This window comes from Helicobacter sp. MIT 14-3879 (assembly GCF_003364125.1).
Genome location: NZ_NXLP01000005.1, coordinates 83,607 through 99,249, shown reverse-complemented (window position 1 = coordinate 99,249; position 15,643 = coordinate 83,607). Strand labels below are relative to the sequence as shown.

Annotated in this window: 14 protein-coding genes; 10 read left to right on the top strand and 4 right to left on the bottom strand. The window is 25.4% G+C overall.

Annotated features, from left to right (window positions below; genetic code table 11):
- Positions 1 to 1,034: 1,034 nt before the first annotated feature.
- The 3 genes from CQA44_RS05100 to CQA44_RS05090 all read right to left on the bottom strand — a co-directional run bounded on the left by CQA44_RS05100 (position 1,035) and on the right by CQA44_RS05090 (position 2,508).
- Complete coding sequence (locus tag CQA44_RS05100; protein ID WP_115546211.1) at positions 1,035 to 1,595, bottom strand: class I SAM-dependent methyltransferase; 561 nt, start codon at positions 1,593 to 1,595, stop codon at positions 1,035 to 1,037.
- Between the two features lie 125 nt (positions 1,596 to 1,720).
- Positions 1,721 to 2,131 carry a PepSY-like domain-containing protein gene (locus CQA44_RS05095; RefSeq protein ID WP_181881789.1) on the bottom strand — a complete coding sequence of 137 codons (411 nt, stop codon included), beginning with the start codon at positions 2,129 to 2,131 and terminating at the stop codon, positions 1,721 to 1,723.
- Between the two features lie 131 nt (positions 2,132 to 2,262).
- A complete protein-coding gene (locus CQA44_RS05090; protein ID WP_220272143.1) occupies positions 2,263 to 2,508 on the bottom strand; it encodes an RNA-binding protein in 246 nt (81 codons plus the stop codon).
- Between the two features lie 138 nt (positions 2,509 to 2,646).
- On the opposite strand from CQA44_RS05090, the gene hypF reads away from it, so the two are divergent.
- From hypF to CQA44_RS05050, 8 genes are read left to right on the top strand one after another with little or no spacing between them, the layout of a single operon-like run.
- The gene (gene hypF / locus CQA44_RS05085; RefSeq protein WP_115546209.1) at positions 2,647 to 4,923 is read left to right on the top strand and encodes a carbamoyltransferase HypF; all 2,277 of its coding nucleotides are present in this window, start codon (positions 2,647 to 2,649) and stop codon (positions 4,921 to 4,923) included.
- A gap of 19 nt (positions 4,924 to 4,942) precedes the next feature.
- Positions 4,943 to 5,596 carry a hydrogenase nickel incorporation protein HypB gene (gene hypB / locus CQA44_RS05080; protein ID WP_115546208.1) on the top strand — a complete coding sequence of 218 codons (654 nt, stop codon included), beginning with the start codon at positions 4,943 to 4,945 and terminating at the stop codon, positions 5,594 to 5,596.
- Between the two features lie 2 nt (positions 5,597 to 5,598).
- Entirely contained in the window at positions 5,599 to 5,862 is a 264-nt protein-coding gene (locus CQA44_RS05075; protein ID WP_115546207.1) for a HypC/HybG/HupF family hydrogenase formation chaperone, read from the top strand.
- A gap of 16 nt (positions 5,863 to 5,878) precedes the next feature.
- Positions 5,879 to 6,697: a glycosyltransferase family 25 protein gene (locus CQA44_RS05070; RefSeq protein ID WP_115546206.1), complete on the top strand. Its 819-nt coding sequence runs from the start codon at positions 5,879 to 5,881 to the stop codon at positions 6,695 to 6,697.
- A 32-nt stretch (positions 6,698 to 6,729) separates the two neighbouring features.
- Positions 6,730 to 7,764 carry an ATP-binding protein gene (locus tag CQA44_RS05065; protein WP_115546205.1) on the top strand — a complete coding sequence of 345 codons (1,035 nt, stop codon included), beginning with the start codon at positions 6,730 to 6,732 and terminating at the stop codon, positions 7,762 to 7,764.
- A gap of 59 nt (positions 7,765 to 7,823) precedes the next feature.
- A complete protein-coding gene (gene gap, locus CQA44_RS05060) occupies positions 7,824 to 8,801 on the top strand; it encodes a type I glyceraldehyde-3-phosphate dehydrogenase (RefSeq protein ID WP_115546204.1) in 978 nt (325 codons plus the stop codon).
- Positions 8,794 to 10,062: a glucose-6-phosphate isomerase gene (locus CQA44_RS05055; protein ID WP_115546203.1), complete on the top strand. Its 1,269-nt coding sequence runs from the start codon at positions 8,794 to 8,796 to the stop codon at positions 10,060 to 10,062. The genes gap and CQA44_RS05055 overlap by 8 nt, the downstream gene beginning before the upstream one ends.
- A gap of 3 nt (positions 10,063 to 10,065) precedes the next feature.
- Positions 10,066 to 11,577 (top strand): glucosyltransferase domain-containing protein, encoded by a 1,512-nt coding sequence (locus CQA44_RS05050; protein ID WP_115546202.1) that lies wholly within the window; start codon positions 10,066 to 10,068, stop codon positions 11,575 to 11,577.
- Between the two features lie 7 nt (positions 11,578 to 11,584).
- On the opposite strand, the gene CQA44_RS05045 is transcribed toward CQA44_RS05050, so the two are convergent.
- Positions 11,585 to 13,213: an ATP-binding protein gene (locus CQA44_RS05045; RefSeq protein WP_309544880.1), complete on the bottom strand. Its 1,629-nt coding sequence runs from the start codon at positions 13,211 to 13,213 to the stop codon at positions 11,585 to 11,587.
- 180 nt (positions 13,214 to 13,393) lie between these two features.
- On the opposite strand from CQA44_RS05045, the gene CQA44_RS05040 reads away from it, so the two are divergent.
- Together CQA44_RS05040 and CQA44_RS05035 are read left to right on the top strand one after the other, a co-directional pair.
- Positions 13,394 to 14,722 (top strand): aminotransferase class V-fold PLP-dependent enzyme, encoded by a 1,329-nt coding sequence (locus tag CQA44_RS05040; RefSeq protein ID WP_258864906.1) that lies wholly within the window; start codon positions 13,394 to 13,396, stop codon positions 14,720 to 14,722.
- Positions 14,723 to 14,844: 122 nt separating this feature from the next.
- Entirely contained in the window at positions 14,845 to 15,588 is a 744-nt protein-coding gene (locus CQA44_RS05035; protein WP_115546199.1) for a carbonic anhydrase, read from the top strand.
- The last annotated feature ends 55 nt before the right edge of the window (positions 15,589 to 15,643 follow it).

The window sequence follows — 15,643 nt, the reverse complement described above, 5'->3', positions numbered from 1 at the left end:
GAGAATTATAAGACCTGATACTTAGTATCTGTCAAGGGGTGATTTATGAAAAATATCATATTTGCCAAGATTAATCAATAAGATTAATCAATAAGATTAATCAATAAGATTAATCAATAAGATTAGTCAATGAAAAAAGGGGTGATTGAGTGAAAGGGGATTGTAAGGCGTGAAATTTAAAACTCTCTAGCCTTTCTTTATCTCTACAGCTCTAGCAGTCAAACTAATAACAGGATTTAAAACTCTCTAGTATTTCTTTGTCTCTACTAGAATTGAGTGAAAGAGATTGTAAGGTGTGGATTTTAGATAAAGTGTTATTAATTTAGAGTTAAATTAAGTAAAAATTAAGCCTATTATGTAGCTTAATGGCTTAGTTTGGATAGATAATAGATAATCTTAGAGATTTAGAGATGAGAAATGCAATGGCAATAAAGTATGCTCTACACAAGTAATAACATAAATTGGATTTAGAGATGAGAAGTTTATAGGATAATAAAGCAGTAACAAAGCTCCTAAACTTATAGGATTTTAGGGTATTATTTGGATAGATAACGATAATAGATACCAATGGATAACAAGGAATAGATGTTTGATGATACTAATGGATAGATACAAGGGATAGGTAGCTTGATAGATACTAAAAGTATAGATACCAAAAGTAAAGATGTTAGATAGATTAAATAGATACCAACAAATGAGGCTAAGTATAGAATCTTAAAGATTCTATAAGAGATACTGCAATGATAAAATATCACTTTATAATAATAGAGATACTTCGGGCTTTGCCCTTTAATGACAAAAGAAGGAGTCTTATACAAGCCTTTTGGAATTTAAGGTATTAAAACTAAAGCACAGGTTTGAATTATAAATTAACTTCTTATCTATAATCTAAATTAATGTTAGAATCTAAAATTTTATTAACCCTTAAATTAAGCTATTAAATCTATAATTTAAGAAAAATACTCTATTAAAGTTCAAATATCTCTTTTGGATTTTTTAAAAACAAGATTTAATGATTTTTATTTTATTATTTTTTATTTTCTGCAATAATATACAAATGCGGGGGGGATATTTTGCCATACTATTTTAGAGGTTCTTATATTAGCACCAAACATATTAATTAATTGGTTTTTAAAGTTTGTTGCCATGATAGTTGGTAGTATGTAAGCAAAGGTAGTGAAATATCCACCATTGTTTAACGCATTATATATTTCTTCAAGCAATTCTTTTTGCTCCATTTTTTTAAGCATTGCCCAAGGTATTCCAGATATTATTGCATCTGCACCTTTCATTCCTCTTTTATTCATCATATATGTTAGATTACTTGCTGAACCTACTTCTATGTCTAGTTTTTCTACTTTGTTAGATAATTTTGCTGCCATTTTAGGATTAATTTCTATTGCAAAAAAATTTGCATTTGGATTTTTTTTACTTAGAATTGTTTGTGTAAATACCCCTGTTCCAGCACCGATTTCGATAATATTTTTTGCTTTTTCTATATTGATATTACTTGTTATTGCATTGCTAAGTCTTTTGCTACTTTGACATATAGCACCCATTTGTCGAGGGTTTTTAATATAATGGTAAATAAACATAATTTCCCTTTTTCATTATTAAACTTTAATTATAATAAAATATTAATAGAAGCATTCTTAATATTTTTAAAATTGCACCCAAAAAATAATCATCTATAATAAGAAATTTTTATGTATTTATATGATTAGTAGTCTGTTGTTTGCCCTATAATCTTACCATTTTCATCTATATAAATTTTTATTTTATTTTCTAATTGTAGATTATATATCTCCCATTCTTTCTTAATTTTTAAAATTTTCATATTTGGGAAATTATTTTTTATTATTAGTGTGATGTTTTCAGGAAGTGCTTTTGTTTCTATTCCAATATATCTTCTTATTTCTTCCCATTCACCACTTAATGATAGCTCTATTTGATGTCCATCTGATAATAGAATCTCAAAATTATCATCACTTTGTTTTATGTGAATGATATTTGCATCAAAATTGTTTTTTATAAAATTTTGTGCATTTTGTGGTAGATTGCTTATTGGAACTGATATATCTGCAAGTAAATATCCTATAAATACTGCAAATATTAAAGTAAAAGATTTCATTATCTTAAATATTCCTTTTTTGTTATATGGCATTATAAATATAATTAAAGATATTAGAGATGAATTTTATTTAAGTAGTAAATATAGTTTGGTAGATACTTCTTTTTAAAGAAGTATCTAAAGAGGTGGTATTAATTTTTGTTTTTAGCTTCATTTACTTTTAAGTTCCTTCCTAAAAACTCTGCATTATTTAATCCCTCAATAGCATTAAGCGCATTATTATCATCCATTTCAACAAAACAAAATCCCTTTGGTTTTCTACTTTCTTTATCTAAAATAATTTTTACTGAATGCACTTCTCCAAACTTGCTAAATAGTTCACTAATTTGTTCTTTAGTGGCACTATAAGACATATTCCCTACATAAACACTTTTCACCATATTCTCCAAAATAAATTTTAATAGGATATAATCCAAAATCATACCATTTCAAAGTTTCAAAATAAATGGCTATATATCCTAAGCAAAATAAGCTTAAAAGGAGTTTATAATTATATTTTTATATAGGTTAATTTTATGATTAGTATAGAAATTACTATTTTTGGTATTGTTCAAGGAGTTGGATTTCGTCCATTTATATATAATTTGGCTAGAAAATATAATATTAAAGGATATGTAAAAAATGTAGATTCTAATCTTTTAATACTAGCCCAACATAAAGATTCTAAAAAGATTAGTTATTTTATTAGTGATATTAAAGATTCACCTCCAAAAAATGCAAAGATAAGCGATATTAAAATATCTAAAATAGCACTCAAAAACACTTTCTACAATTTTATTATTAAAAAAAGTGATAATACAAATGAATGTTTTTTAGATTCTGCTATTCCTCTTGATTTATCAATATGCAAAGAATGTTTAAAAGAGCTAAATGATAAAAATAATAAAAGATTTAATTACGCATTTATTAACTGCATAAATTGTGGTCCCAGATATAGCATAATAGATTCTCTTCCTTATGATAGGGAAAGAACATCGATGAATAAATTTATAATGTGTGAATCTTGTAAAAATGAATATGATGATATTTTAGATAGGCGATTTCACGCACAACCAAATAGCTGTAATAAATGCGGTATAAATCTTAAAATATATGATAAATTTAATAATGAATTTAGTAGTGATATTTTTAAAATGTTATCTTTATTATTATCTCAAAATAAGATTCTAGCAATTAAAGGTATAGGTGGTTTTAATTTACTTTGTAGTGTTAATTTTGAGACAATTAGTATTTTAAGAGAGAGAAAAAAGAGGGAGAGAAAACCTTTTGCTATTATGTTTAGAGATATTACTCAAGTTAAGAGATATTTTGATATTAGCATATTTGAAGAAAATTTACTTTTATCCTCTCACTCTCCTATTGTTCTACTTAAGAATCCAAAAATAAAGTTTCCATATAATTTATCTTTTAATCTAAATACTTTTGGTGTAATTATTGCTTATAGTCCGCTTCATAAATTAATTTTTAAGTATCGCAAAACACCTCTTATTTTTACTTCTGCAAATATTAGTAATGGAGTATTGATTAAAGATAAAGATGAAGCATTTGAAAAAATAGGACATATTTTTGATTATTTGCTTGATTATGATAGAGAAATTCTTAATGTTATTGATGATAGTTTGCAAGTGATTTTAGGTGATAATAAGGCACTTTTACTTCGCTCAGGTCGTGGACTTTATCCATTATTTTTAAAAACTAATTTTTATAGCAATGATGTTATTTTGGCACTTGGGGCACATCAAAAGAGTCAAATTAGTATTTTTTATAAAAAAAATATCATTATTTCGCCATATATTGGGGATTTAAATAGCATAGATGTAATTTTTAGAATGCAGCAAAATATAGAATTTTTGTTAAAAACATATAATTTAACTCCAAATATAATTTTAAGGGATTGTCATAACTTATATGAGAGCTCTAAGATAGCTAGTAATTTGGCTAAAAAATATAATGCAAAGATTTATAAGATTTATCATCATAGAGCCCATTTTTATAGTAATTTAGTAGATAATAATTTATTAAATAGTGATAATATCTTAGGTGTTATTTTTGATGGAACAGGTCTTGGTGAAGATAAAGACATACAAAGAATTTGGGGAGGAGAGTTTTTTATTAAGCAAAATAATACTTTAAAAAGAATCTTGCATTTTAGTTATTTCCCACTTCTTGGTGGTGATAATGCTATAAAAGATATTAAAAAAGTAGCATTAGGAGTTTTATTTAGCGTATATGATAATGATATACCTTCTATTTTAAAACATAAATTTGAAAATATAGATATTTTTTATCAAATGTATAAACAGGGTATAAATTCTCCACAAACAAGTTCTATTGGTAGAATCTTTGACTGCATAGCATTTTTTTGCGGTCTTGAGTATCAAAATTTTGATGGAGAGAGTGGAGGATATATAGAATCCTTATATGATAAAAAAATAAAACAATTCTATAAGTATGAAATAAATAATGATGAAATCTCTTTTTCTTTAATGATTAAATCTATGATTTGTGATTTAAAAGAAAGTAACTATAAAACTTTAATTGCCTCAAAATTCATAAATACATTGACGGATTTAATTCTTAATATAGCATTAAAGTATAAAATTAATGTTATTTTTAGTGGTGGTGTTTTTGCAAATAAGGTTCTTTGTGATAGAATTATTTATGAGTTTAAAAAACATAAAAAACATAAAATTAAATATTTTATGCACAACAATATTCCTCCAAATGATAGTGGAATTTCAATTGGACAAATTGGTGCATTTATAAACAATGATGTGTTAGAAATAGAATAAATATTTTTGGAGTAACAATTTGATATTAGATATTTCACAAAAAATTTTAAGTAAAAATGATATTAAAGCAAATGAATTAAGAAAGATTTACAAAAAAGATAATGTATTTGTTTTAAATTTTATGAGTTCTCCAGGTAGTGGTAAAACTACACTTTTAGAATCTATGGCAGAATTTAGAGAATTTAAATTTTGTGTGATTGAGGGTGATTTAGAAACTAATAGAGATGCCCAGAGGTTGTCAAAAAGAAGAATTCCTGCATATCAAATTACCACAGGAGATGCCTGCCATTTAGAAGCTAGTATGATTGAAAAAGCATATTTAGAGTTAAAAGATAAAAATGAATTAAGAGATTATTTAATAATTGAAAATGTTGGTAATCTAGTTTGTCCTGCAAGCTATGATTTGGGAGCAAACCTAAAAGTGGTTCTTTTATCTACTCCAGAGGGTGATGATAAAGTTTTAAAATACCCTAGTATGTTTTTGTGTGCAGATATTATAGTTATTACTAAAAGTGATATTGCTTCATTTTTTAACTTTAATATAGAAAATGTCAAAAATGATTTATCCAAAATTAATCCAAAAGCAAAGTTATTTATATTAAATAATAAAGATAAGGTTGCAATAAAAAGCTTTATAGAGTATATTAAAGAATGTAAAACTTCAAAGGAGTAAAAATGTGTTTAGCAATACCTTCTAAAGTAATATCAATTAATAAACAAACAAATATGGCTACTTTAGATACTATGGGTGTTAGAAGAGAGGCAAGCTTAGATTTAATGAATGAAGAGGTAAATATTGGGGAGTTTGTATTGCTTCATATTGGTTATGTAATAAATAAGATTGATGAGGAAAGTGCAATAGAATCTCTAAAAATATATGATGAAATTATAAAAGAAATGGAAGAAGAGGAGAGAGAATTAAGAGAGGCAAATTTATAAAATTTAGAGATATTTTGTGGATATTAAAATATTTATAATAAATTTGTTAGATTCCACTGATAGAAAAGAATCTATGACTAAAAAGATTAAAGAAATAGATGATTTTAATATTTATATTAATGAAGATAGAGTAAAATTTGTAGAATCTAAGACAGGTTACGATAAATTCAATTCTGTAGAATCGAATAATTTGTATTTTTATTTTTTCCCTGCAACCTCAGCATATAAAATAAGAAATAAAGAAATTGAAATTTTAAATTATGATAGTTTTAGGGCTAGAATAATAAAGGGTAAAGATTTAAGTTTTGGTGAAATTGCTTGTTTTCACTCACATTATAGTTTATGGCATAAGGCTTTAGAATTAGATTCTCCAATCATTGTATTAGAAGATGATATAGAATTTTCCTATAATTTTAAAGAAATAATTAATATTTATAATTCTAATTTTGAATATGTAAGATTGATGTATTTATTTGATAAAAAAACTATTAAATTAAGAGATAATTTTTTTATTAGTTTTGAGAAAGTTTCTGGAGCACAGGGGTATTATATTACACCAATTGCGGCAAAAAAGCTAATTAAAAATGCAAAATATTTTTTTCACTGCGTTGATGACTATATGGATATGTTTTTTTTACATAATGTGCTAAATATAATCTATAAGCCATTTTTAATAAGCGATACTGGAGCAGAAAATAGCACTATAAAAGACCGCAATAAAGAAAAGGTAAATAAAATAGGGAGAGAAATTTCTAGGATATATCTTTTTGTTTTTAGAAAATATCTTTTTTTATTATTTAATTTTTTAAGAATAGCTCGTTTAAGAAATGCTTAAATTGTTTTATAATTTCAATCTTGTGGATTTGTATGCTTGAAGATTCCTCAAATATTAGGCTTAAGGCTGCTAGTAGTTTTTATCCAAGAAGATTTGGCATCTCTTCTTTAAGAACTCATATATTTGGGGCTCCAAAATGTGGTAAAACATCAATAGCACTGCATTATGCTAATAATTTTAAAAATCCGTTTTATATTGATTTTAACGACTTTAGAAATTCACTAGATTTAATAAAACAAGCTTTGCTTAAAATTTCTATGGAAAAAAAAGTAGATTGTTTAGTGCTTGATAACATTCCACATAATTTCAATATTTTCCCAAATATTGAAAATATAATAACTATCAATGAATATAGTAATTCAAATTTTAATACCAAAGAGATTCTTATGCTAAATTTTGAGGAATTCATAGGTTTTGATAAAAGCAATCAAAGTATCAACCATTTGTTTAATAATTTTCTTAAATATGGTGGTATGCCAAGTTTGATTAATCTAAAAGAGCATAGAATAGAACAAGCAAAGATTGATTTATTAAATTTAAGTTTTAAAGAAAATCAAAATATAATATTCTCTTTATTTTTATTTCAAGGTCAATGTGTTAGTATAAATCAAATCTATCAATCTTTTAAAAAAAAATACATTAAAATTTCAAAAGATTCTATTTATAGTTTAATTAAAGATTTACAAAATCGTAGAATCTTATATTTAGTTCCAAGTTTTAATATACAGAATTCACCAAAAAAATTATTTTGCTTTGATTTTAGCATTAGAAATATTATTAGCTATGAGAAAAATTTTTTAGCTACTTTTGAAAATATGTTATTTATTGAGCTTTTAAGCTTAAATAAGCCAATTTTTTATGATAAAAAAATTAATTTAATTTGTAATAACATAGGCTATATAATTGCTCCTTTTAAATCAAAAGAAATGATAAAATATATGCTAAATAATATTGATTTTTTTGGTTTAGAAATTATTGTAGTAACTTTAGAATTAAATGATGAGGTTGTAATTAATGGTAAGGTTATTATAATAAAAAGCTTTATAAACCTAGCCCTTAGAGAATAAAGTCTTAAGTTATTTTTTTATACAATGTCTAACTTTAAAATAATAAAAGAGGTGTTTGTATGTTTGCAATAAATGGGACAGGAAGAATTGGGCTTTGCACTGCTAGACTTATTGGAGAGAGAAATGATATTGAACTTGTAGCTATTAATAGCACAGCAGATGTTGATACTTTAATTCATCTTTTATCTTATGATTCAATTCATAGACCTAGTGTTTCTATAAAAAAAGTAAATGATAATACAATTTCTATTGGAAGTAGTAAAAATGTTAGGGTGTTAAGTGATAGAAATATAGATAATCTTGATTTTGGAAATGCAAAATGTGTTATTGAGTGTACAGGAAAATTTAACTCATTTGATAAATCAAAAGCCCACTTAAAAGGCAATATTAAAAAGGTAGTTATTTCTGCTCCTGCAGATAATGTGCCTATGTATATTTATGGTATAAATCATAAATCTTACAGAGGTGAAGCAATAGTGTCAAATGCTTCTTGCACTACAAATTGTCTTGCACCATTAATTCAAGTTTTACATAATAATTTTGGCGTAGAATCTGGACTTATGACTACAATTCATAGTTATACAAATGACCAAAATGTCCTTGATGTTAAACATAAAGATTTGCGTCGTGCAAGAGCAGCTGCCTTAAATATGATACCAACTAGCACAGGAGCAGCAAAGGCAATAGGTAAAATTTTTCCAGAATTAGATGGTAAATTAAATGGATTGGCTATTAGAGTCCCAACACCAAATGTTAGTCTAGTTGATTTATCAGTTAGGCTTAAGAAAAAAGTGAGTGTAGAATCTATAAATAATGCCTTTTTAAATGCAGAAAAAGCTAATCCTAATTTGATTAAAAATGACTTAAATAAACTTGTTTCAAGTGACTTTATAGGTTGTAAAATTAGCTCTATTTTTATTCCTGATAAAACAATAGTTATAGATGATTATAATGCAAAGATTCTTGCTTGGTATGATAATGAGTTAGGTTATAGCTCTAGATTGATAGATTTGAGTGTATATGTAAGCAATGATTAAATTTAAAGATTATTTTGCAAAATCATCAAATAAATATAATGTTTCAAAAGAGGCTATTAACGCTTTATTTAAAGCAATTTGTGAGGAAAGAAATAAAAATATTAGTGGATATTACAACCTTCCTTATGATAAAGAGGCAATATTAGATTCTAGGAAGTATATTAAAACAAACAATGCTTTTTTAAGTAGTATTTCAAATCTTATAATAATTGGTATAGGTGGTAGTTCTCTTGGTCTAAAAGCAATAGATTCTATGTTATCACATTTACAATATCGTAGGGATTTAAATCTAAAATTTTTAGAACATACAGATCCTATCAAAATAGAAAAATCCCTAAAAAAAATAAAATTAAAAAATTCTCTTTTTATTGTTATTTCTAAATCAGGTAAGACTATTGAAACGCTCTCACTTATGAAATATGTTTTAAAACATTATGAGTTGCTAAAAAATCATAATAATAAAAAACATCTAATTTTTATTACAGATAAAGATTCTCCCTTAGAATCTTTTGGTAATTTAAATAATATTACAACATTTTGTATTAATCCAAACATAGGAGGTAGATTTTCAGTTCTTAGCACTATTGGAATCTTACCTCTTAGTATTCTTGGATATAGGGTTGAGAATATTTTAAGTGGTGCTAAGAAATTATCAAATAGTTTTTTTAATCGCAAAGAAGATCATATTTTAAAAAAGGCAATATTTTTTGGAAATAATAGAGATAAATTTCATATAAATATTTTATTTTCATATTCTAGTGTTTTTAAGGATTTTAATGCTTGGTATGTTCAGCTTTGGGGTGAGAGTTTAGGTAAGTTAAATAGCTTTGGAAGAAAAACAGCTCTAACCCCAATAGCTTTAATTGGAAGTATTGATCAACATTCGTTTTTACAGCTAATTGTGCAGGGTGTTATGGATAAGACTGTTACATTCTTAAGCTTACATCAAAAGAGCTATGAAAATCCAAAAATACCAAAGATAAATATGAAATTTTTAGATTCTTGTGATTTTGTTAATGGTGTTAGTTTTGCTTCACTTCTTCAAAAACAACAACTCTCTACAATGGAGGCTATACAAAAAGAGGGTGTGCCAACAGACCATATAGAAATTAAAGAGTTAAATGAAGAGAGTGTTGGTAGTTTGATAATGTATTATGAATTATTAACATCTTGTGCTGGTAAAGTATTAGATATTAATGCCTATAATCAACCCGGGGTTGAATTTGGTAAGAAGATTTTAATTACAAAATTTAAAAGGTGATTTTTGAAAAGTAATTTTATAATTATTTTTGATGATTATAAAAACATAGTATTAGGCTTTTTTACAAAAAAGGATTTTTTAAAAGTATTTATAATTGGCTTTTTGATTTATTATATTGGTTTATATGCACTAATTAGGGCAGATATTTATTATATTGATGATTATTATGTATCTATAATTAGTTTTTCATCTTGGGATCATTTTAGTAGATTTTTTGCTACATTTTTATATAAGGCTTTATTTTTATTTCAAGATTTTGTAGATATTTCTCCTTTTAGTCAATTTCTTGCAATTATTCTATTGGTTTTAAGTGGAATGATATTGCTTTATATTATTCATAATAAGTTTTCAATAATTGGCATAATATCAACAATTCCTCTAGGGCTTAGTCCTTATTTTTTAGAAAATATGTCATATAAATTTGATAGTTTTTTTATGGCATTTTCGATATTTATTGCAATTTTCCCATTTTTGTTTGTATATAAAAGAATCTTATTTGCTATATCTAGTATTATTTGCTTAATTCTTATGTATATTACTTATCAAGCTAGCAATAGTATTTATATTGTGCTTGGAATTTATTTTAGTATTTATTTTTGTTTAGTTAGAGAAAATGGGGTTTTGTTTTTTCTTATATTTTGTTTTAGCTTTATTGCAGCAAGTTTAGTTTTTAAATTCTTTATTATGATACCATTTGATAGTTATGTTAGTGATAAGATTGTGGCTAACTTATTGTTAGGTAGTATAAATAATTTAATTTTGTATTTAAAATATTTATTGCTAGATTTATTTAATACTCAATATTTTATCCTCTGCATTGTGCTTATGATTTGTTTTATTTTTAGCTTTGCATCATTAAGCAATCAGCACAAATTAATATCATTATTGTTATCTACTAAATTTATAATATTTGGAATCTTATTTTCTTATGGCGTATATGCAGTATTACAAAAGCCTCTTTTTGAACCTAGAGCATTTATTGGTATAGGTTTATTTATAGCATTATTATGTATAACAATAACAATAAAACCTAGATTCTATCATTCACTCCTTGTAATTTTGATAGTATTTAATTTAATAGTATTTGCAAACGCATATGGTAATGCAATGCAAAAGCAAAGCCAATATTTGCACTTTAGGAGTGAATTGCTATTAAGAGATTTAATAAATATTAACAATAAAGATATGATTGTTATATTAGAAGGTTCTATTGGAATGGCTTATCCTACAATAAAATTTATAAATACCTATGGAGAAATTGCAGATAGATTAATTCCAAAGATTATGATTAAAACAAGTTGGGATTGGAGCTATGCTCCATTACTTCATCTTAAAATGCCATATAAGGTTTATGATAAATATTGTCTAAATTGGAGAAAAAATTTTAGCCAAAAGCAAATTAGGAATGCTAAAGTATTAATAAATAACAGTTATCATAGCATTAAAAAGCTAGGTTCTTGTTATATTGTAGAGCTAAAAGAGATAAGTAATAGTTTTAATAGAGTATTTAATTAAGTTTAAATTACTTTAGAAACCCCATTGATTTTGTATTATCAAAACTAGAATCTAACTCTTTTTTAATTTCGATTATAAAATCATCATTACTAAATATTGGATTATTTTTCGTAGCTACTTTGTATGCAGTATTTTTTATAATAATTTTTATTTGTCCCCCTGTAAGTTCAAAAGTAGCTAATTTTTCTATATTAAAATTTTTTTGATATATTGCGTGCTTTGGCAGGAGATATTTCCAAATTTTAATTCTTTGTTCAAAATTTGGTTTTGCAATTTCAATTTTATAATTAAATCGTCTTGAAAAAGCAGAATCTATATTATCAAGCAAATTTGTAGTGGCAATTAAGATTCCATCAAATTTTTCAATTTGTTCTAAAAATATATTTTGCATTTGATTATACATTTTATCTACACTATTACCCAGTGTGCTTCTTTGGCTTAAGAATTGGTCTGCTTCATCTAGCAGTAAAATTGCATCTTTTTTTAAATCTTTAGTTATATTTTTATATGTATCAAAGATTTTTCTAACATTTTTTTCACTTTCTCCAACATACATTGATAATATTTTTGAGCAATCAAGACTAAGAATAGGTTTTTTTAGAGCATTTCCTAATGCGTATGCAGTTATAGTTTTACCCGTTCCAGGGGCTCCATAAAATATAATCTTAGCATCAATACCCCTTTTATTATCTTTTATCCCCCATTGTTTTAGCATATTTATAACCTTTAAATCTAGCTGTTTAATTAATAATTCTAAAGTCTCTTTTGTCTTATCTGGGAGAACAATATCTTTAATAGATACTTTTTTATTGACTATTTCAAAAATATCTTGATTTTTAATTACAGAATTTATTAGTAATTTTTGTGATTTTCTTTGAATCTTTGGGTGAATTATTTTTTGCAATATTTGTGCAGGGATATAAAAACTTTTGCTTATTGTTCCACCAAATGGGCTTAAAATATCTTCATCATAATCAATAAGTCCATTTTGTATTAATGTGCTTTTTTCATCAAAAATATATTTATTGCTTATTTTTGAATATTCATCATTGCTTATTAGCTCAATTAGTGCGTTAATTTCACGCATTCTTTCATTTTCTGCGTAGTATTCTTCTTTTAATAGTGCAAAAAATACTATTTTTTCTTCTACTTTTAATGAATATGGTTTTAGGAAAGATATGATATTTAGTTTTTTGTCAGTTATTTCAAGCCTCTTTGTAATGCAGCTAGAAATTGAATCTAGATTATTTTGTATATTAGTATATATTTTAGAATTATCTTTTTCTGTTCTTCTTAAAAATGCAAGTTTTTTTAAAAGATTAATTTTTAAAAATTCATCTTTTAGATAATCTAAGTCATCATTATAGGGTGTGATAGTTGGCAAGTTAAAGTCACTTTTACCATTTTCTAGGATTTTTAAAAAACTTGGAGTTAAACTAACATAGCTATTTAATAACTCTAAGAGCATAATCTCACTATTATTAATATCATTTGTTAGATATAGGTATTCTAAATTTAGTAGAGATTTTATGTGATATATGTAGTTTGTAGCTTCTAGAGACTTTTTATTAAAAACATTTTCTATGATGTTTGAAACTAAGAAATTATTTTGATTTTCAAGCAAACATTGTGACATATATTGTAGAATTTTACCTTCTTGGAGAGAGCAATTAAGACTTAAGAATAACTGATTCTTGGATAGATTTTTTGATTTTATAAAGTTGATATAGTATTTCAAACCTTGTCCTTATGAATTATTTTGTTAAAATATTATCTTTATAAAACTTAAAAATATTCAATTTTCTTAGAGGTTTTTGTGAATAATAATTTTTTTAGACCATTGCTTGATGATAGCGACTTATTAGCCTTTGTTAGAGATGATATTATTTTACAAAAAGATACATTATATTTTGATTGGACTGCAAGTGGCTTAGAATCTAAGAGCATACTTAGGAGAATGGAGAATATTTTAGGAAGATATGCTAATACTCATTCTAATAGCTCAAGGAATGCTAAATTTATTTCAGAGTTATATTTAGAAGCTAAAGTAAAGTTAAAAGAATTACTAGGATTAAGTGAGGATTTTTTTATAATTCCTAGTGGGTATGGTGCAAGTGGGGCTATGAAAAAATATCAGGAAATAAAAGGTATTTATATCTCCCCTTTATTAAAGAATATGCTAAATGATAAATTAAAAGCCTTAAAAATTAAACTAGAGAAGCCAAAAATTTTAATTGGACCTTATGAACATCATTCAAATGAGATTAGCTTAAGAGAGGGTTTTTGTGAATGTTTAAAAATACCATTAAATAATAATGGAATAATATCTCTAGATTCTATGCAAGAAATTTTAGATTCTAATTCTATTTCTTTTGCATCTATTAATATCGCTTCAAATGTTAGCGGAGTTATAGCACCATTTAAGCAAATCTCAAGCAAACTTAGAACAAAAAATATAGATATAGCTTTTGATTTAGCAGCAATTTCTGCACATAATAATGTTTCTTGTGATTTATTTGATAATGCTTTTTTATCTCCACATAAGCTTTTAGGAGGTATTGGTAGTTGTGGAATTCTATGTATTAAAAGAAATTCTTTTGACACTTCGCTTCCTCCTACATTTAGCGGTGGAGGAAGTGTAAAATATGCCTCTGCAAACTATCATTATTATATTGATGATATAGAACAAAGAGAGGATTCTGGAACACCCCCTATTTTAGAGCTATTTAAAGCTGTATTAGCATATCAGTATAGAAATGAGGTTGGATTAGACTTTATACAAAGACGAGAGAGGGTGTTATATGAGATTATGCTTGAAGAATTAAGAGAAATTGAAGGAATAGAAATATATGGAATAGATTGTGATGCCTCCTATTTACCTATTATTAGTTTTAATGTAGATTCTATTTCTCCTTATGACTTAGCTTATGAATTATCTTATTATTATGGTATTGAGACTAGGGCAGGATGTAGCTGTGCAGGACCTTATGGGCATTATTTATTAAATAAAGATGAAATAAAAGATATTAACTTAGTATCACTAAAACCAGCGTGGCTTAGGGTTAGCTTACATTATAGTCATAATTTTAATGATATAGAATACTTTATTAGCTCAATTAAAAAGATAATAAAAAGATTAAGATAGTTTAAATTATTTTTCTCATATTAGTTAAGTTTATTAAGTATCTCTTTATATTTTATAATAAAAATTTTAATACTTTTGCAATAAACTTTTTATTGAAACAAATTACAAATTAGGAGAAATTAATGCTAAAAAATAAATTCATAGCTTTTGCTATTTTTGCTTTGTTTAGTGCCACTTTATATGCTGATGTTCATGCACATTGGGGGTATGGTGATAAAAATGGTCCTAAAAATTGGGGAGATTTGGATAGTAGTTTTGAATTATGCAAAAATGGAAATAAACAAACACCTATCAATATTATTACTGCTAATGCTTTAAAAACAAAAAATAATGTAAAGTTTAGTTATAGCAATACTACTAAAGATATTGTTAATAATGGACATTCTATTCAGATTAATACTAATTCAGGAAATATTATTACATTTAATGATGTTCCCTATGAGCTCAATCAATTCCACTTTCATACACATTCTGAAAACCAAATTGATGGCATTATTTATCCGCTTGAAGCTCATCTTGTCCATAAAAATAAAGATGGAAAATTATTAGTGGTTAGTGTGCTTTTTAAAGAGGGTAAAGATAATAAAGCATTAGCCAAAATTATTAAAGATACACCAAAGTCTATTAATAAAACAAGTAAATTTGAAGGATTTATTATAGATGATTTATTGCCTAAAGATAGAGGTTATTATGAATTTATAGGAAGCTTAACAACACCACCTTGTTCTGAAGATGTTGAGTGGATTGTAATGAAAAATCAAGTTGAAATCTCTAAAAAACAAATCGATAGTTTTAAAAATATACTACATTCTAATGCAAGAGATGTTAAACCTCTAAATGATAGAATTATAAAGGTAACAGAATAAAATTAATTCTATATCTTATAAGATATAGAACCCTACCTTAGACTTTTTAACAAAT